This window comes from Roseateles oligotrophus (genome assembly GCF_014204525.1).
GTDB lineage: Bacteria > Pseudomonadota > Gammaproteobacteria > Burkholderiales > Burkholderiaceae_C > Paucibacter_A > Paucibacter_A oligotrophus_A.
The window spans coordinates 45974-64086 of the sequence record NZ_JACHLP010000010.1 but is presented as its reverse complement, the minus strand read 5'-3'; the positions used below and the strand labels follow the sequence as shown (position 1 = coordinate 64086).

The 18113-nt window shown below is 64.6% G+C and carries 18 protein-coding genes; 4 read left to right on the top strand and 14 right to left on the bottom strand.

Annotated features, from left to right (window positions below; genetic code table 11):
* The first annotated feature begins 57 nt into the window (after positions 1-57).
* Together HNP55_RS20485 and HNP55_RS20480 are read left to right on the top strand one after the other, a co-directional pair.
* Positions 58-681, top strand: a complete 624-nt coding sequence (locus HNP55_RS20485) for a hypothetical protein (protein ID WP_184303698.1) — start codon at positions 58-60, stop codon at positions 679-681.
* Positions 682-903: 222 nt separating this feature from the next.
* Positions 904-2037 (top strand): hypothetical protein, encoded by a 1134-nt coding sequence (locus HNP55_RS20480; protein ID WP_221439712.1) that lies wholly within the window; start codon positions 904-906, stop codon positions 2035-2037.
* An 81-nt stretch (positions 2038-2118) separates the two neighbouring features.
* Here HNP55_RS20480 and HNP55_RS20475 read toward each other — a convergent pair whose 3' ends face one another.
* The 8 genes from HNP55_RS20475 to purE all read right to left on the bottom strand — a co-directional run bounded on the left by HNP55_RS20475 (position 2119) and on the right by purE (position 9116).
* Complete coding sequence (locus tag HNP55_RS20475) at positions 2119-3231, bottom strand: class I SAM-dependent methyltransferase (protein ID WP_184303694.1); 1113 nt, start codon at positions 3229-3231, stop codon at positions 2119-2121.
* On the bottom strand, positions 3228-3896 hold the full coding sequence (locus HNP55_RS20470) for a uracil-DNA glycosylase (protein ID WP_184303692.1): 669 nt from the start codon (positions 3894-3896) through the stop codon (positions 3228-3230). The genes HNP55_RS20475 and HNP55_RS20470 overlap by 4 nt, the downstream gene beginning before the upstream one ends.
* Positions 3893-4456, bottom strand: a complete 564-nt coding sequence (gene rimI, locus HNP55_RS20465; RefSeq protein ID WP_246448562.1) for a ribosomal protein S18-alanine N-acetyltransferase — start codon at positions 4454-4456, stop codon at positions 3893-3895. The genes HNP55_RS20470 and rimI overlap by 4 nt, the downstream gene beginning before the upstream one ends.
* The gene (gene tsaB, locus HNP55_RS20460; protein ID WP_184303690.1) at positions 4453-5211 is read right to left on the bottom strand and encodes a tRNA (adenosine(37)-N6)-threonylcarbamoyltransferase complex dimerization subunit type 1 TsaB; all 759 of its coding nucleotides are present in this window, start codon (positions 5209-5211) and stop codon (positions 4453-4455) included. The genes rimI and tsaB overlap by 4 nt, the downstream gene beginning before the upstream one ends.
* 99 nt (positions 5212-5310) lie before the next feature.
* Complete coding sequence (locus HNP55_RS20455; RefSeq protein WP_184303688.1) at positions 5311-6261, bottom strand: SGNH/GDSL hydrolase family protein; 951 nt, start codon at positions 6259-6261, stop codon at positions 5311-5313.
* 166 nt (positions 6262-6427) lie between these two features.
* Entirely contained in the window at positions 6428-7435 is a 1008-nt protein-coding gene (locus HNP55_RS20450) for an L-threonylcarbamoyladenylate synthase (RefSeq protein WP_184303886.1), read from the bottom strand.
* Positions 7436-7452: 17 nt separating this feature from the next.
* Positions 7453-8622 carry a 5-(carboxyamino)imidazole ribonucleotide synthase gene (locus HNP55_RS20445; RefSeq protein WP_184303687.1) on the bottom strand — a complete coding sequence of 390 codons (1170 nt, stop codon included), beginning with the start codon at positions 8620-8622 and terminating at the stop codon, positions 7453-7455.
* Positions 8622-9116 carry a 5-(carboxyamino)imidazole ribonucleotide mutase gene (gene purE, locus HNP55_RS20440; protein WP_184303685.1) on the bottom strand — a complete coding sequence of 165 codons (495 nt, stop codon included), beginning with the start codon at positions 9114-9116 and terminating at the stop codon, positions 8622-8624. The genes HNP55_RS20445 and purE overlap by 1 nt, the downstream gene beginning before the upstream one ends.
* Positions 9117-9240: 124 nt before the next feature.
* Here purE and HNP55_RS20435 point away from each other — a divergent pair, with 124 nt between their 5' ends.
* Complete coding sequence (locus HNP55_RS20435) at positions 9241-10209, top strand: tetratricopeptide repeat protein (RefSeq protein WP_184303683.1); 969 nt, start codon at positions 9241-9243, stop codon at positions 10207-10209.
* 169 nt (positions 10210-10378) lie between these two features.
* Here the strand turns inward: HNP55_RS20435 and HNP55_RS20430 are convergent, their stop codons facing one another.
* The 3 genes from HNP55_RS20430 to fba form a co-directional block, all read right to left on the bottom strand.
* On the bottom strand, positions 10379-11494 hold the full coding sequence (locus HNP55_RS20430; RefSeq protein WP_184303681.1) for a hypothetical protein: 1116 nt from the start codon (positions 11492-11494) through the stop codon (positions 10379-10381).
* A complete protein-coding gene (locus HNP55_RS20425; protein WP_184303679.1) occupies positions 11491-12387 on the bottom strand; it encodes a phosphoribosylaminoimidazolesuccinocarboxamide synthase in 897 nt (298 codons plus the stop codon). The genes HNP55_RS20430 and HNP55_RS20425 overlap by 4 nt, the downstream gene beginning before the upstream one ends.
* 122 nt (positions 12388-12509) lie before the next feature.
* On the bottom strand, positions 12510-13574 hold the full coding sequence (gene fba, locus HNP55_RS20420; RefSeq protein ID WP_184303677.1) for a class II fructose-bisphosphate aldolase: 1065 nt from the start codon (positions 13572-13574) through the stop codon (positions 12510-12512).
* A 239-nt stretch (positions 13575-13813) separates the two neighbouring features.
* On the opposite strand from fba, the gene HNP55_RS20415 reads away from it, so the two are divergent.
* Complete coding sequence (locus tag HNP55_RS20415; protein WP_184303675.1) at positions 13814-14851, top strand: ATP-binding protein; 1038 nt, start codon at positions 13814-13816, stop codon at positions 14849-14851.
* On the opposite strand, the gene HNP55_RS20410 is transcribed toward HNP55_RS20415, so the two are convergent.
* From HNP55_RS20410 to pyk, 3 genes are all read right to left on the bottom strand, one after another.
* On the bottom strand, positions 14848-15624 hold the full coding sequence (locus HNP55_RS20410) for a substrate-binding periplasmic protein (RefSeq protein ID WP_184303673.1): 777 nt from the start codon (positions 15622-15624) through the stop codon (positions 14848-14850). The genes HNP55_RS20415 and HNP55_RS20410 overlap by 4 nt on opposite strands.
* A 188-nt stretch (positions 15625-15812) precedes the next feature.
* Positions 15813-16565, bottom strand: coding sequence for a substrate-binding periplasmic protein (locus tag HNP55_RS20405; protein WP_184303671.1), 753 nt, complete (start codon positions 16563-16565; stop codon positions 15813-15815).
* Between the two features lie 22 nt (positions 16566-16587).
* Complete coding sequence (pyk, locus tag HNP55_RS20400; protein ID WP_184303669.1) at positions 16588-18018, bottom strand: pyruvate kinase; 1431 nt, start codon at positions 18016-18018, stop codon at positions 16588-16590.
* Positions 18019-18113 lie beyond the last annotated feature (95 nt).

Here is an 18113-nt window from a genome sequence, read left to right as displayed (position 1 = left end):
ATTCTCAAATGTCGCTCGTTCACTCTCTGGAAAATACAACACACCAATATATTCAGAATGAAACCAATCACACATTTAAAGTTTATCTGCATTTTCTTGATTGCACTCACCTGCCAACAGCGCACATTTGCAAATCAACAAAAGCTTGACCACAAAAAAGAACACCTCATTCAAGAAATTAAATTCTTGCTAAACAAATTCAACTCAGAAGATATCCCCAACAGAGAATCAATTGAAAAACATTTCGATCTTGACAGCAAGAAAAATTCAATTAACTCAACAAATTCTTGCGGAGAATTCAATATCAAGAATATACCATTCATTCCAAGCTACAAGTTTTGTAACACCAATTACGAAAATTTCGCAAGCACATCCATTAAGAAAATACAAATTTCAACATCATCACCAATCGACTCCGATGAAACAAATACATTTTCATTTAATGCAACCCCAAAAGATGGCATATGCCTCACCAAGTTTGAAATTGAAAAAATAGCAGACTCACCCAGCACTCGACATCCACCACCAATTCCCCACACGTACGGAGGAGAGAAGAAATACACTGTCACCCCACCCAACCAATACACAATCATCAATCCAATTGGGGTAAAAAATACAGAATTAGGTTTTACCATCAAAAATAGCTGCACAAGCTCTTTTTACCTATCTTTCGGGAAATAGAACTTAGTAAAAATTTCACCCTTCAATCACACAAGTATTGACGCCAATTAATCATGAGCACATTCGAAGATCGCATCAAAAATCAGGTTAAATCAATGAGATCCAACACAGCAGCCGCCATATACACGGGGCTAAAAACTGCGAACGTTGCTTTTTAAAAGCACCACCGCCTTCCAAAGCAATACAGCCCTAGACACCGAGAGAGGAGTAATAAAGGGCGGAGTGATCTACATTAATGAAAACGACGCCGCAATTCTTGCAAGACAAAAAAATATTTCAATTGACCGTGCGCTCAATGAGATTATTTCTCACGAGTTAGGCCATGCCAGCAATACCTCCACATACAAGGCAGCCTGGAGCCGCGCACAAACATTCGAGGATCGAAACTCAGTCTGTTTTACCAGCGAAGGTATGGCAGCATATACCGCCTACACCATAGCAAACGAAGCTGGTGCAAATGGTGTGGCCATGGGGGTTGCAGGCGTAAAGGGTCAACTGGAATTGAGCAATGTCATTCTGGCAGCGGAAATGGCAGCCACTTGGCAAGGACTAAAGGGAATGGCTCTCGACCAATTTGTCATCAAAAGCACAAGCCAGTTCTTTTCACAGGACCCTGGATTTATTAAGGCCTGCAAGGATGCTGCGACTACCGGCTCACCCCCAAAGTACGTTCCTCCAGACGAGCCAACACCACCTGACAGCAGTCCTGTTGGAAATTCGGGTTCAATAGGTGCAATTTCCGAGGCAATTCGCACCCCTTACGCTGGTTTTTCTGAGAATTTTCAACAGTATCTTGGCTTGACGTCCAGTGGCAATGGCGGCTGGCAACCCTGGAATGGCGTGATTTGGGAAGGCGGCGGCTCAGACAAACAAAAGCTCGAACCAGAACCTTGGGAGCCACCTGCTCTCGTCGGCGGCAATCTCTATTCCATGTCAGCAGGAGACGACTTCTTGTCGCATCAGGAACAGTCAAAATATGATGGACTGAGCGCAGACGAGGTTTTGGACAAACTCACTCAGGAATTCAACCTCTCTGACATGGCTCGTTCAATTCTCAAAAATTCGTCAGAGAATTGGCAGGTCTCAAATGAGGTTCTTCCGACGACGGCGGACGAAATTCGAATTGACCAAACTTTTTCCACAACCCGAGAAAATTCAATCAATTGGTTATCCATCCAATCTAATGGTCAGCTTGACGGTCTGGCCCCAGCTCTATCCGCAACAACTGAACATAGTGTTTCGTCTCTTATTTCTGCGATGGCCACATTCAAGCGATCAAATGCCGAAGGCGAAAGTTTCGGCAGCCCAGGCTCACATGAGTCCAAGATTCTTGGGCAAATAGTTGCGTCAGTTTGATGGCTCGCAGTTAGCCTCATCCGCGCGCCAAGCCAAGTCTCCACGGCTGGCTTGTGCGTACGGGTTGAAGACGTGCGCATGTCAAAGCATGTGGCTTCGATCCCCCTGGGCAAAGCCCAGGGCCTCGAACTCCGGCCCCACCGCCAGGCCTATGACCTTGAAGAGTTCGCCCATCTCATGCTCGGCGATCAGCTTGTGGGCCATGCTGCGTTGCGGCAGTGAGGCCGCAGCCATCAGGTCGACGATGCCGCAGTTGATCAGGAAATTGGCCTGGCTGGTATAGCCCAGCACGCTCAGGCCCGCGTCCTGGGCCACCAGGGCGATGCCGGTGAAGTTGACATGGGCGGTGATGTCTTTCTCGCCCACCAGCACCAGCGGATCGGGGTCGGCCCGGTGCTGGTGATGGCACATCAGGGTGCCGCCCGCGCGCTGCGGGTGGTAGTACTCGCCCTCGGGGAAACCGTAGTCGATCAGAAAGATGGCGCCGCGCTTGAGCTGGGCCGCCAGGGTGCGCACAAAGGCTTCGGCCTGGCTGTGGATCTCGGTGACGGTGCCGGGCGGGAAATGCGCGGCATCGCTGTCGCAGATCAGCGAGGGCCGCAAATGGGTGGGTCGATCGGCGTAGACGAATTGCGCCTCCTGCTCGCCGCCCAGGGCCACGCCGCGCTCCATCCAGCGCTGGCCATCAAAGCTCAGCAATTGCACGGGCATGGCGTCCAGCACCTCGTTGCCGATGACCACGCCTTCAAAAAACGGCGGCAGGGCTTGCACCCATTCCACCTTGTCGGCCAGCGGGCCCAGGGCCTGCAGGCGCTCGGCCTGGCGGGCGGCCAGGCTGGCGGACAGGTCGACGATGCAGTAGCGGTCAATGCGCTCGCCCAGGCTTTGCAGCAACTGGGCCGCCAGCGCGCCGGTGCCGGCCCCAAACTCCCAAACTGTACGGGTGCCGGTGGCCTCCAGGGCCTGGGCCAGCTGGGCGGCCAGGGCCTGGCCGAACAGGGGCGAGAGCTCGGGCGCGGTGACGAAGTCGGAGCCGCTCTGCGGCATCAGGCCGAATTTCTGCCGCTCATTGCTGTAGTAACCCAGGCCCGGCGCGTACAGGGCCAGGCTCATGAAACGGTCGAAACCTATCCAGCCGCCGGCATCGCGGATGTGTTGCTGGATCAGGGCTTGCAGAGGGCTGGGGGAGGTCATGTCGTGAGCTTGCCGTCCAAGGCCGCCAGGGCCAGGCAGAGATCGGCCCAGGCGCGGGGCTTGTCGGCCTGCTGGCGCAGCAGATAGGCCGGGTGATAGCTGGGAACGAGGGGAATGCCGCGGTAGTCGTGCACCCGGCCGCGCAGGCGGCCCAGGGGCTCGCTGCTTTGCAGCAGGGCCTGGCTGGACAGCGGCCCCAGGGTCAGGATGAGCCGCGGCCGCAGTCGCTCGATCTGCTGGGCCAGCTCGGCTTGCAGCCGGGCTCTGGGCGGGCTGCAGAGCAGGTCCTGGGGCGTGTCGCCCGTGGTGTCCAGGCCCATGGCGCGCAGCAGATTGGCCAGCAGCAGGCCGGCCTCGCCGTCCAGGGGCTGGCCGTCCTCGCTGTCCAGCACCACCAGGCAGCGTATCTGCGAGACCCCCTCGCCCAGCACCGGCAGGCGCTGGGCGGCCAATTCCTGTGGAGCTTGCGGCTGCGGGGCGGCGGCCTCCGGCAGACTGGGCCGGGCCAGGGCCTGGCGCGGGATGGGCCGCGGCGGCTCTGCCGCGGCCTGGGGCTGCGCCTCATCCGGCGGCGGGCTTGGCGGCTGCGCCTGCAGCGGCTGCCGCGGCCAGACCCGCAAGCCCATGGCCGCCAGCATGGCCATCTGACGTGCATCCCAGCTCATGGCCTGGCCTCTTCGCTGCCAGGGTTCTGGCCCAGGTCCATCAAATCAATCGGCAGACTCATCAGCACCGCATCCTCGCGTTGGCCTTGGTGGGCCGGGTAGTAGGCACGGCGCAGGCCCACCTCCTGCAGGCCGTAACGGCGATAGACCTCGCGCGCCCGGGTATTGCTGGTGCGCACCTCCAGCCACAGCTGCTCGCAGCCCTCGCTGCGGCAGAGCCGCACCAGGGCGTCCAGCATCCGCCGGGCCAGGCCCTGGCCCTGGTTCTCGGGGCGCACCGAAATATTCAGCAAATGCATCTCACCCACGCCCTTCATGGCTAAAAAATAGGCCGCCAGCAAGGGCTCTTTGCCTGGGTCGCCCGCCAACCACAGGCCAAAACCTGGATAGTCGGAGGCCAGGGAGTCGATGAAATTGCCCTCGGTCCAGGGCTGGGCATAGACCCGCCTCTCGATCGCCATGATGGCGGGCAGATCGATCAGGCGCAGGGGCCGCAAACAGGCCTGGCCCGCGGACGAGGGCGCGGCAGGCATGGCGAGCTGGGCGGCCGTGGCGCTCATGGCCGGCCCGCGGTGGCTTGCGCCGCCCGCGCATCCAGACGCTCCTGCGTCGTCTGCGCCACCTTGTCGCGCACATAGACGGGCATGGCCAGGGCCGCGTCCATGGCACCGCCCTGGGCCCAGGCCTGGCGTGCCAGGGCGGCCAGGGCGCGCGCACGCGAATGCGTCTGCGGCCAGACGCGGCGGGGCCGCCCCCCCTCGGGCGCGGCCAAGGCCTCGGCGAATAGGGCCAGGGCAGAGCCCGCCAGGGCAAAGTCCTCGGTCTGCGCATCCAACAGCTCGGCCAAGGCCGCGGGCTTGTACAGCGCGGCGGGCTGAACCTCGAGCAGCGGGCCGGTCGGCGCCGGCACGCGGAAGGCCGCCGCATAGATTTCGCCCATGCGTGCATCCATCGCCACCCAGACCAGGCCGCTCAAGGCCTGACCTTGCGCGGCCGCCTGCTGGCGCGCGTCTTCGGCCACCAGCATCAGGCTGTCGATCGCCAGCACCGGCTTGCCCACGCCAAAAGCCAGGCCTTGCACGACGGCGCAAGCGGCGCGCAGGCCGGTGAAGGCGCCGGGGCCGCGGCCGAAGGCGATGGCATCGACATCGCCCAGGCGCAGGCCGGCCTGGGCCAGCAGGGCCTGGGTTTCGGGCAGCAGCCGCACCGAGGCCTGCGGCCCGCCTTCGGCCTCGAAATGGAACTCGCCAGCGGGGCTGCTCAGGGCGATGGCCATCACCTCGGTGGAGCTATCAAGAGCCAACAAAACAGTCATGGAACAAGTGTAGTCAGAGGCAGGAAACGGGCGGGGTGGGAACGCAAAGGCCCGGCAGCGAGGCGCGGCCGGGCCTTTAGGGCAAAACGAAGCGCCGGGTCAGAAGGGGTTGGTGGTGGCCCGTTGCAGGGCGACGCGGGCAATCAATTCTTGCCCCGTGGGGCTCAGCAGCTTGTCATTGGCCCACAGCCAGGCGCTCGCCGAGCTGTCCACAAGGGTGTTGGTGGTGCAGTTGTCCACCGAGACGGTGTTCAGGCAGGCCGGCTTGCTCACTTCACTCGAAGGGTATTTGACGGCGAACTTGATCTGCTCATCCGCCAGCGCCAGGCCGATCAAGCGGCCATCGTTGCGAATACTGACCCGCATTTCCTCATTGAATTCCTTGGTCAGCTCGCTCAGGAACACGGTGCGGCTGCTGTCCAGCTTGTCGATGTTCTCCTGCAAGGCATAGGGCGTTGCCCCCTGGTCGAAGACCGTCGCCAGGACGATCCGGCCATTGGCATCGGCAATCCGGTTGACCTGGGCCGCCAGCAGGCGGGCGCGGGCACGGGCCTCGTCCAGCAAGGAGTCCTTGTTCTGCGCCGGATACTGTTTGTACAGCTCGACAATGTCATTGGCCCCCACCATCACGGTGACCAGATCCTTGGGGCCGAAACCGCCGGTGGCGAAGTGCTTGTCCAACTGGGCCTGGAATCTGGCCACATTGCCCTCGGGCTCGGCATACATCACACCCGAGGTGATGGCGATCTGGCTGGGGTTGCATTCCTTGAACACCAGGCCGAAGCGGCGGGCCAGTTGCTGCACCCAGATGGGATTGGCCGTGCAATCGATCGCGCCGGTGATGGAGTCCACGGCATTGATGGTGTACTTCTTGCCGTCCGCCTTGATCAGGCTGCTCTCATCGCCAAAGGTGATGATGCGGGTGGGGGCGAAGGGTTCGATCTGCGAAGTCCCCCCACCGCAGGCACTCAGACCGGCCAGGGCGGCCAGCGACAGGACGAATTGAGCAAGATGGGCAAAACCACGCGGGCCTGCTGTGAAACGCTTCATGAACTCTCCGAACACTCATAGGACTTACGCAAAACCGCCACAGCTGCGTTCGAGCGCCTCGCCGTACCAGGTGTACTGTCTTCGGCGCTCTGCCTTGCTGCACCGGCTTTGCGTAAGTCCTGACTCAAAAAACCGGATCAAGCGCTCCACCTGGAGCCCTCAATCCTCATGGCACCGCCTGAAATGCCGCGGCGGCACGGGACAAGCGGTCTCTGACCCCGTCCCAGGCCGCCCCGGCAGGGGGCAACTCAATCCAAATCTCGCCAGCACCCGCCGCATCCAGATCACGCAGAACGGCGAACAACTCATGCGCCGCGGCCCTCGCGTCCTCCGGCATCTTGCGCCAGAGCAAGCCTTGCGCCACGCTCGAGGTCGGCGCGAGCAGCGTGCGTGAATATACCGCCAGCCCTGCCCGCGCTTGGGGCGAGCGCGCTTCCAGGCCTTTTTGCAAGGCCGCGGGATCCAGCAGGCGCACCGTGGCCGCAGGCGCGTAATGCGCGGCCAAGGTGCCCGAGGCCCGTGGCGCCGCCGCGTCGGGCGCCCACAGGGGCTGACCCATGACGGCCTCGATCTCGGCCGGCGTCAACACGCCGGGGCGCAGCAGAACCGGGTGCTCGCGGCTGCAATCGACGATGCTGGACTCGATGCCCACCTCGCACTCGCCGCCGTCCAGCACCAGCAGGCCGGGCTCGAATTCATCCAGCACATGGCGGGCCAGGGTCGGGCTGACCCGACCGAAGCGGTTGGCGCTGGGCGCGGCCACGCCGTTCACCCCCAGCGCGCGCGCGGCCGCCAGCAGCGCCCGCGCCACCGGATGGGCGGGGCTGCGCAAGCCTATGCTGTCCTGGCCGCCGGCCGCTGCCGCGCCCATGCCGGGCGCGCGCTTGACGATGACGGTCAGCGGGCCGGGCCAGAAAGCAGCCATCAAGGCCAAAGCCACCGGCGGCAGCTCGGCCGCGAAGCGGGCCGCATCGGCGGCGTCCAGCACATGGACGATCAAGGGGTGATCGGCCGGCCGGCCCTTGGCGGCGAAGATCTTGGCCACGGCGGCGTCGGCATCGGCCCGCGCGCCCAGGCCATAAACGGTCTCGGTCGGCAAGGCCAGCAGCTCGCCCGCCGCCAAGGCCTGGGCGGCCTGGGCGATGGCTTGGGGGTCTTGGCCGTCCAGCAGCATGGCGTGGCGCTTTTCGCTCACCACTGCGTGGGCAGGCCCAGCAGGGCGGCGGCGGCCCGGGCCGTGGCCGCGGCCTCGGCGGCGGTCGCGGCGCTGATGTTCAGATGGCCCATCTTGCGACCCGGCCGGGCACTGGCCTTGCCGTAGAGATGCAGATGGGTGCAGGGCAGGGCCAGCACCTGGTCCCAGACGGGGCTGCGCTCGGCGCCGTCGGTGCCAAACCACAGATCGCCCAGCAGGTTCAGCATCACGCAGGGCGAATGCAAGCGCGGCTGGCGCAGCGGCAGGCCGGCCATGGCCCGCACCTGCAGATCGAACTGCGAGACATCGCAGGCATCCATCGTGTAGTGGCCGGAGTTGTGCGGGCGCGGCGCCATCTCGTTGACGATCAGGCGGCCGTCCTGCAGCACAAAGAACTCCACGCAGAGCACGCCCACATAGTTCATGGAGGCGGCGATGCGCGCGGCGGACGCCAGGGCCTCGGCCGCCAGCTCGGGCCCGACCGCGGGCGCCGGCACCTGGGTGAGGGCCAGAATGCCATCGATATGCAGGTTCTGCTGCACCGGGAATTGCACGATCTCGCCGGCCGCATTGCGGGCGCTGATCACGCTCAGCTCCAGGGCCAGGGGCAGCATCTGCTCCAGCACGCAGCGCACGTTTTTCAGCTCATCCCAGGCGGCGACCAGCTCGGCGCGGCTGCGCACCCGCATCTGGCCCTTGCCGTCATAACCCATGCGGGCGGTCTTCAAGATGCCGGGCAGCAAGTCATCGCTGACCGCGGCCAGGTCGGCGGCCGTCGTGATCTCGGCATAGGGCGCGCAGGCCACGCCGCTGGCCTTGAAATGGGCTTTCTCGTCGGCGCGGTCCTGACAGATGGCCACGGCCGCACCGGCCGGCGCCACGACGCGGCGCTCGGCCAGCCGGGCCAGGGCCTGGGCGGGCACGTTCTCGAATTCGGTGGTGATGGCGCCGCACTGGGCCGCCAGCTCGGCCAGGGCGGCCTCGTCCAGATAGTCGGCGCGGATATGCTGATGCGCGACCAGGCCGGCCGGGCTGTCGGCATCGGGGTCCAGCACCACGCTGCGGTAGCCCAGGGCTTGCGCCGCATGCACAAACATGCGGCCCAGCTGGCCGCCGCCCATCACACCCAGGCTGGCGGTGCCGGGCAACAAGACCGTCTCGCTCATCAGACCAGATCCTGGCTCATGGCCCGGGCGACTTCGGTCTGGCGGGCCCGGTAGGCCGTCAGCTGCTCGCGCAGGGCCGGGTTGTGATTGGCCAGCATGGCCACGGCAAACAAGGCCGCATTGGCCGCACCGGCGGTGCCGATGGCAAAGGTCGCCACCGGAATGCCCTTGGGCATTTGCACGATGGAATGCAGGGAGTCCACCCCTTGCAGATGGCGGCTGGCCACCGGCACGCCCAGCACGGGCACGACGGTCTTGGCCGCCAGCATGCCGGGCAGATGGGCGGCGCCGCCGGCACCGGCAATGATGGCCTGCAAACCCCGTGCCGCAGCGGACTCGGCATAGGCGAACATCTCGTCCGGCATGCGGTGGGCACTGACCACCTTGGCCTCGAAGGCGATGCCGAACTCGGCGAGAATATCGGCGGCATTCTTCATGGTGTCCCAGTCGCTGCTGGAACCCATCACCACGCCGATCACAGGAGTTGCACTCATTGATTCAATCCGCTCTACCGCTCTACCCTCCCCGCCGGTTGCGGGGGCTGGAAAACCTTGAATTGTAGGCCGCCGGCGCCATTTGGCTCCTGGCCCCCTCGCATTTACATCTCTTGACGCCCGCATGATCGATATCACCCTACAGAATTTCCAAGCCGAGCTGATCGAAAGCTCTCTGCAGCAGCCGGTGCTGCTGGACATCTGGGCGCCCTGGTGCGGCCCCTGCAAGGTGCTGGGCCCGGTGCTGGAGCAATTGGAAGTGGCCTATGCCGGCCGCTTCAAGCTGGCCAAGGTGAATGCCGACGAGGTGCCGCAGATCACCGAACAGCTGAGCCAGATGTTTGGCGTGCGCAGCATTCCTTTTTGCGTGATGTTCGCCGGCGGCCAGCCGGTGGACGGTTTTGTGGGCAATGTCCCCGAGGCCCAGATCCGCGAATTCCTGGACAAGCATGTGCCCAGCGGCGAAGCCCTGGAGGCGCAGGAAGAAGTGGCCGCGGCCGAGGAATTGCTGGCCGAAGGCGATGTGGAATCCGCCCTGGTCAAGCTGCAGCGCGCGGTCGAGGCCGACCCGAGCAATGAGGTCGCCCGTTTCGACTACATCAAGGCCTTGCTGGAGCTGGGCGAGCTGGCCGCGGCCCAACAAGCCTTCGAGCCGGTGGCCGCCAAGGCCGCCGACACCATCACCCGCCACGCCCGCTTTGCCGCCCTGGGCCACTGGCTCAAGGCCTGCCAGCGCGCCAGCGAGGGCATTGATGCGGCCACTCTGCAGGCCGCCATCGCAAGCAATAAGCGCGATTTCGAGGCCCGCTTCACGCTCGCCCAGGCCCGCTGGGCCGCCCATGATTTCACCGGCGCGATGGACGATCTGCTGGAAATCATCATGCGCGACAAGAGCTGGAACGAAGGCTTGGCCCGCCTCAGCTATGTGGCGATTCTTGAGCTGATGACCAAGCCCCAGCCCAAGGCCCCGGCCGGCAAAGCCAGCGGGGACGATGCCAAGAGCGGCCTGCAGCTGGCCGGCCACACGGTGCTGCCGCCCTCCGACCCGCTGCTGGACCAGTACCGCCGCAAGCTGAGCATGGCGCTCAACTAAGAACTTGTCCGTAAATAGCAGGGTTGAGGATGGCGAGGCGATTTGGGCGCAGGGCAAGGCGCAAACCACAGCGATACCCGGCGGTATCGCGAGGATTTGTAACGCAGCCATGCGTTCAAAGCGTCCGCCAGCCGACCCCGGCTATTTGCGGATAAGTTCTAAGCAAGCCTTAGCGAGGCTGTAGCTGGGCGGCGGCCAGGGCCGTGGCCCAGGCGCTTTGCTGCGAGGCGAACTCCTGCCACTCGGCGGCCGCGCTCTGCGCATGACACTCCGCCGCCGCGGCATCGCCCAGGAAGGCGTAGATTTGCGCCAGCCGGCTGTGGGTGATGGCACGGTCGTCCACATCGCAGAGCGGATCCAGTTCGATCTCCGCCTCCTTGGCCTGCTGCAGGCCGTGCTCGGCTTGGCCGGTGTTGACACGGCACCAGGCCAGATCGGCCAGCAAGCTGCTGCCCAGGCGCGCCAGGCCGGTGGACATCGCTTGCGGCAGATGAGACTCGAACAAGCGCCGCGCCTGCTCGAAGTCGCCCTCCACCGTCAGGATCTGGGCCCGCAGCACCGGCGTCAGGTCGGGCTTGACCGAGCCACCGACGGCCTCGTCGTAATGCTTGATCGAATCCGCCCCCAGCAACAGGCCCGAGCCCGCCACCGCCCCCGGTGCAAAGCGGCTGGCCAGGGATTCGCGCCGGGCCTGGGCCGTGCGCATCTCCGCCATGTTGTACATCAGGGCCGACAGGGCCGCGTCATCGCCCTCGGCCTGCGCATGGGTGCGGGCCTTGGCATACCAGTGCCGGGCCTGCTCTTGCTGATTGGCGAAATGATGGGCCAGGCCCAGCACGGTGCACAGGCGGTAGCGGGCGCTGAAATCGGTGCCCGCCGCGGCCTCGTCACAGGCCTGGGCCTGCCGCAGCATCTCGGGCAAATCATGGCGCACATAGGCCAGCTGAGCCAGCCAGGCAGCGCTCAAGGCCTCCAGATTGTTCAGCCCCACCGACTTGGCAATCGCATACGCGCGGGCAATCTTCTCCTGCGCGGCGCTGCTGAAGTCGGTGTAATAACTCATCAGACCCTCGGCGAAATGCAGCCAGGCGCCGACCTCGGGATGCGGATGCTGGAAGGCCAGCTGATGCAGATCGGTGAGTTGCTCGCGCGCCTCGGCCATATGGCCGTGGCGGGCAAACAGCAGCGCCCGCTGGGCCCGCAGGCAGGAGGTCTTGGCCAGGGTCTTGGAGGCGGCGATCTCGGCCTCCAGACGCTTCAGCAGGCGGCTTTTGATGGCCTTCATTGGGTCAGGCGCTGCAGAGCTTCGCCGTATTTGGCGGCCGTGTTCTCGATCACCTCGGCCGGCAGGGCCGGTGCCGGCGCGACCTTGCCCCAGGGCTTGCCGTCCACCTGGGCCTGCTCCAGCCAGTCGCGCAGGAATTGCTTGTCGTAGCTAGGCGGGTTGCTGCCCACCGCATAGCTCTCGGCCGGCCAGTAGCGCGAGGAGTCGGGCGTCAGCACCTCGTCCATCAGGGTCAGGGTGCCGTCGGCATCGAGGCCGAACTCGAACTTGGTGTCGGCAATGATGATGCCCTTGCTCAGCGCGAAATCGGCCGCACGCTGGTAGAGCTGGATAGAGATGTCACGCACGCGTTCGGCCAGGTCCTGGCCGATGATTTCAACGCAGCGCTCGAAATTGATGTTTTCGTCGTGGTCGCCCATCTCGGCCTTGGTGGCCGGGGTGAAGATGGGCTGGGGCAGCTTGCTGGCGTTTTGCAGGCCCGCCGGCAACTGGACGCCGCAGACCTGGCCGTTCTGCTTGTACTCGGCCCAGCCGCTGCCGGCCAGATAGCCGCGCACCACCGCCTCGATGGGCAGGGGCTTGAGGCGCTTGACCAGCATGGAGCGGTCCTTGACCTGCGCACGGTCGGCCTCGCCCACCACCGACAGCGGGTCTTCGCCGGTCAGATGATTGGGCACGATGCCGTCCAGCTTCTGGAACCAGAACAAGGCCATCTGGGTCAGCAAGGCGCCCTTGCCGGGGATGGGCTCGCCCATGATGACGTCGTAGGCCGAGATGCGGTCGCTGGCCACCATCAGGATGCGATCCTCGCCGACCGCATAGTTTTCACGCACCTTGCCGCGGGCGATCAGGGGCAAGGAAGTCAGCGAGGAATTCAGGAGAGCTGCGGTCATGATGGGCGGGAGGGCAAAAAGAGGAGGGATTTTAGGCCGCATTCAAAGCAAAAAGCCCGGCCGCGGGCTGCGGGCGGGCTGGGCTCACACGGAGGGGCCGGCGCTATTGCCGGCGGCCGGGTTTACTGAACGACTTGATTCAGCTCGCCCCGTGCATAGGCGGCGGCCACATCGACCAGGCTGCGCGCCTGGATCTTGCCGGCCTGGCCCTCGCAGCCGAACTGGCGGTAGCGCTGCAGGCAGACCGCCTTGGCGGCCTCGCGAGCGGGCTTGAGCCATTCGCGGGCGTCGAACTTGTCGGGGTTCTCGACCAGGAACTTGCGCACCGCGCCGGTCATGGCCAAGCGGATATCGGTGTCGATATTGATCTTGCGCACGCCGTACTTGATGGCTTCCTGGATCTCTTCCACCGGCACGCCATAGGTCTCTTTCATGGCGCCGCCGTACTGGCGGATCTGCTCCAGCAGCTCCTGCGGCACGCTGGAGGAGCCGTGCATCACCAGATGGGTGTTGGGAATGCGGGCGTGGATTTCCTTGACGCGCGAGATCGCCAGGATGTCGCCGGTGGGCTTGCGGGTGAATTTGTAGGCGCCGTGGCTGGTGCCGATGGCGATGGCCAGGGCATCGAGACCGGTGGCCTTGACGAACTGGGCCGCTTCCTCGGGGTCGGTCAGCATCTGGCTGTGGTCCAGCTTGCCGACGGCGCCGATGCCGTCTTCCTCACCAGCCTCGCCGGTTTCCAGCGAACCCAGGCAGCCCAACTCGCCTTCCACGGTGACGCCGACCTTGTGGGCCAGGGCGACGACCTGGCGGGTCACGTCGACGTTGTAGGCGAAGTCGGCCGGCGTCTTGCCATCGGCCTGCAGGGAGCCGTCCATCATCACCGAGCTGAAGCCCAGATCGATGGCGCCCTGGCAGATGGCCGGGGTCTGGCCATGGTCCTGGTGCATCACCAGGGGGATGTGGGGGTAGGCCTCGACGGCGGCCTGGATCAGATGCTTGATGAAGCTTTCGCCGGCGTATTTGCGGGCGCCGGCCGAGGCCTGCAGGATCACCGGCGCGCCGGCCTCGTCGGCCGCGGCCATGACGGCCTGCACCTGTTCGAGATTGTTGACGTTGAAGGCCGGGATGCCGTAGCCGTGCTCGGCCGCATGATCCAGCAATTGACGCATTGAAACGAGAGCCATGAAGTTCTCCGGGAGTTTGAAATGCTTTTTCAGGCGCAGGCCGCGGCGGCACCTCACCCGTCTGCCGCTGTAACCGCTCTGTAACTCGCTTGATTCTAGCGGCAGCGCGTGTCGGCTCCAGACGCCCGGACGGGGGCAACGACTATTGCTACCGCCCAGGCAAGCGATTAGGCTGCCGCGACGCACTTTTTTCCCGGGGCTTGCCGCGTGGGCCGGGATGCGCAGCCACGGAGCCTTGGATGTCCACCCGCCTTTCGATCGATCACCTGACGCTTTGGATCACCGCCGCGGCCCACGAGCATTCGCTGGATCTGGCCAGCCATATCGAGGAGCGCACCGGCGCCAGCCGGCGCGCCGCGCTGGCCGCCCTGCGCCGTCTGGTCGAGGCCCAATGGCTGAGTCGCAGCGGCAGCGATCGCCACCCCATCTACGCCCCCGGCACCTTGCGCCAGGTGGCGCGCTGCTACACCTTGTACGGCCTGCAGGAAGACCTGCCCTGGCAGCGCGACTTCGCCCCCCACTTCGCCCTGCCCGCCCATGTGGGCCGGATGATTCGCCATGGCTTCACCGAGCTGGTCAATAACGCGGCCGATCACAGCGGCGGCAGCAGCGTCACCGTCTCGCTGCGCCAAACGCCCAGCCATGTGCAATTGCTGGTCTCGGACGACGGTTGCGGCGTGTTCGACAAGATCTGCCAGGCCTTCGGGACCGAGGACGCACAACACGCCATGCTGGAGCTCAGCAAGGGCCGGCTGAGCAGCCAGCCCGAGGCGCACACCGGCCGCGGCCTCTTCTTCAGCTCGCAACTGGCCGATGTGTTCGACATCCACGCCAATGGCACGGCCTTCCAGCGCCGCGCCTGGGAGTCCTGCGGCTGGCGGCCGGGCCGACCCATGCCGCGCCAGGGCAGCTCCATCTATATGGCCATCGCCCTGGACACCCAGCGCAGCCTGGACCAGGTGCTGAGCGCCTGGAGCCTGGACGGCAGTGGCATCGAATTCGATCGGACGGTGATTGCCCTGCAACTGCTGGCCGGCCCCGGCCAGCCCCTGGACAGCCGCGCCCAGGCGCGCCGGGTGGCCGCCCGCTTGGCCACCTTCCGCCATGCCGAGATCAATTTCAGCGGGGTCGAGGACGTGGGCCACGGCTTTATCGACGAGTTGTTCCGCGTCTTCGCCCGTGCCAATCCCGGCGTGGAGCTCTGCCCCACCCAGATGACGCCGCGCATCGCGGCCCTGATCAAGAGCGCAAGAGCGAGCGCAACGGCAGGGGCTTAGATATCGCTATTGACCAAGGCCTCGATGGCCTTGGCCTGCTGGCGCAAGGCTGCGTTGATGCGCGGCAGCACCCGCGCGGCCAACTCACTGCCGCGCGCCGCGGCCAGATAGACCGGGCTGACCTCCGCCGGCCTGGGCAAATAGCTCAGCTCGGCCGCGCCGCCGGGCGGCAGGCCCAGCATGCGCGCCAATGACTCGGGCCGGGCACTGCGGTAGGAGGCCAGCAAAATATCGCAACGGCCGGCCACGAGCATGCGCACGCGCGCCGCCATATCTCCATCGGTCTGCTTGACCTGAAGCACGCTCCCGCGTGCGGCCTCCAACTCGGCCCCCATCAGCATGCCGCGCGGCAGGCAGACGACCCGACCCCGCAAGTCTTCGACGCTGCGGTAATTGAAAACCTTGTCACGCCGCACCACGATCCAGGCATGGTTGGCAAACAAGGCGTCGGAGAACTCCAGCACCGCCTCTCTTTGCTCGCTGCGCGAGAGGCCGAAGGCCAGGGACTGACCACGCTCGGCCATCAAGACCTGGCGGGCAAAAGGCAGATACTGGGGCTGCCACTCGATATGGGCGGCCTGGCCGATCAGCTCCAGCAGTTTGACGACAAAAGGCAGGCGGCCCTTGCCGCCCAAGCCAATCGGGACTTGCAGGCGCTCGGCTGGCTGGGCCTTCAGTTCGGCAGCCCCCAGCCCCAAGCCGAGGGCCGCGCCAAGCAGTTGGCGCCGCCCAAGCAGGGGGGCGAGTCCGGCCAATGCGGGCACAGGGTTCATGGTCGCAAGCCCCAAAGCGTGAGGCTTTTACAGAAGAATGGCCCTATTCTCGCCCTGCAAGGCCCGCGTCAAGGCACAAAAAGTCGATCAACCGCCCACGCGGCAGACTTTCAGCATATTGCTGCCACCCGGATAGCCCATGGCGATGGCCGGCCATGCTGCGCACATGTGGAGCCTGGCTGAACCTTTCACAGCTCGCTGTCCACCAATGCCCGCAGAGGCACCTCCAGCCCTGCCAATGCCCGGTCGATGCGACCTAGCCAGGGCGCCCATTCGGAATTGCGGGCCGCCACAATATGAACGGGGGAGATATCGACCGGCTCGTCCAGCACCAGCAGGTTCGCCTCGGGCACCAGGCGATTCAGGCGCTGACGCATGGATGCTGCGCTGGCGCCGCGATACGAGGTTAGCAAGCCCGCGCAGCGGCCACGCTGCAACATGGCCACCCGCGCCTCCAGTTCCCCCACCCCGGGCTGCAGCTGGATCTCCAAGCGCGCCAACTCCTGCACCAGGGCCGGGCCGTAATGCACCTGATTCGGCACGCACAGACTTTGCCCGCGCAGATCGGCAAGCCGCCGCGGAAGCGGCTCTTCGCCCTGACGGACCACCAGCCACAAATGATTGGCGAACACGGGGGCACTAAAGGCCAGCCGACGCTCGCGCTCGGCGTCGCGAGACAAACCCAGAGCCAGGAACCGCCCCTCGTCCGCCCCTCGCAGCACCCGCGCCCAGGGCAGGCTGTGCAGATCCCAGCGCACCTGCAACTGCGCCGCCAGCAAGGCCAGCAGCGCCTGCAGAAAGCGCTGATTGGCCTGCTCATTGATGGCTATGGGCAGGACCGTGAACGGGTTGGAGCCTGCCAGGCTTGGATCGGCCAAAACCAAACCCAGCAGGCTCAACAAGCGACGCCTGGCGGGATTGGCGGCTGTTGGGCTGGGCATGGCGCTGCAATGATGTAGGCCTTTAGTTGACCCGGCAGACCTTGAGCATATTGGTGCCGCCCGGATAACCCATGGGCTCGCCGCAGGTGATGGCATAGGTGTCGCCCGGCATCAGCACGCCCTTGTCGACCAGGATCTGCTCCGCGGCGGCCAGGGCCGTGTCGCGATCCTCGTATTTCGGCATCAGCAAGGGGCGCACATTGCGGTACAGCGCCATCTTGCGCTGGCTGACCGCCGTGGTGGTCAGGGCGAAGATGGGCACCTGGATGCGGTGGCGGCTCATCCACAGCGCGGTGGAGCCCGATTCGGTCAGCGCCAGAATGGCCTTGCAACCCAGGTGATGGGCGGTGAACAGCGCGCCCATGGCGATGGACTGATCGATCCGTGCGAACTGGCGGCCGGCAAAGTCGGTGTCCAGGGTGACGAACTCGGCGCGCTCGGCCTCCAGGGCGATGGCGGCCATCTGCGCTATGGTCTCGACCGGGAACTTGCCGGCGGCAGTCTCGGCGCTCAGCATCACGGCGTCGGTGCCATCAAGTACCGCGTTAGCCACATCGGACACCTCGGCGCGGGTGGGCACCGGGTTGACGATCATGGACTCCATCATCTGGGTGGCGGTGATGGCCACCTTGTCCATTTCACGGGCCAGCTTGATCATGCGTTTTTGCAAGGCCGGCACGGCGGCATTGCCCACTTCCACGGCCAGGTCACCGCGCGCCACCATGATGCCGTCGCTGGCCTTGAGAATCGCTTCCAGGTGCGGGATGGCCTCGTAGCGCTCGATCTTGGCGATCATGCCGGGCTTGTGGCGATAGGGCTCGCCGGCCACATTGGCGAGCTGGCGGGCCATCTCCATATCGGTGGCGTTCTTGGGGAAGCTGACGGCCAGGTACTCGCACTGGAAGCTCATGGCGGTCTTGATGTCCTCCATATCCTTGCCCGTCAGGGCCGGGGCGGTCAGGCCGCCGCCCTGCTTGTTGATGCCCTTGTTGTTCGACAGCTCGCCGCCCATCTTGACGATGGTGTGGACGGCGGCGCCGCGCACGGCCTCCACGGTCAACACCAGCAGGCCGTCGTTGAGCAGCAAGGTGTCGCCGGGCTTCACATCGCGCGGCAACTCCTTGTAATCCAGGCCCACGACGTCTTCGTTACCCAGCTCCGTGCGGTCGGCATCGAGGATGAAGGGGCGGCCGTTGACCAGCTCGATCTTGCCGTTTTCGAACTTGCCGACGCGGATCTTGGGGCCTTGCAGATCGGCCATGATGGCCACCGACTTGCCGGCCGCCGCCGCCACATCGCGCACCAGCTTGGCGCGGTCGATATGGTCTTGCGCCTTGCCATGCGAGAAGTTCAGCCGCACCACGTCGACGCCGGCGGCGATCATCTGCGCCAGCACCTCGGGCGACGAGGACGCAGGACCGAGGGTGGCAACAATCTTGGTGGCACGGGACATGGCGGGCTCTCGCTGGAATAAAGTTACAGGCGGGCGATTATGGAGCGCAAATCGACGGAAAGTCGATTACAGCGAGTTACCAAAGCGGCCGAGAC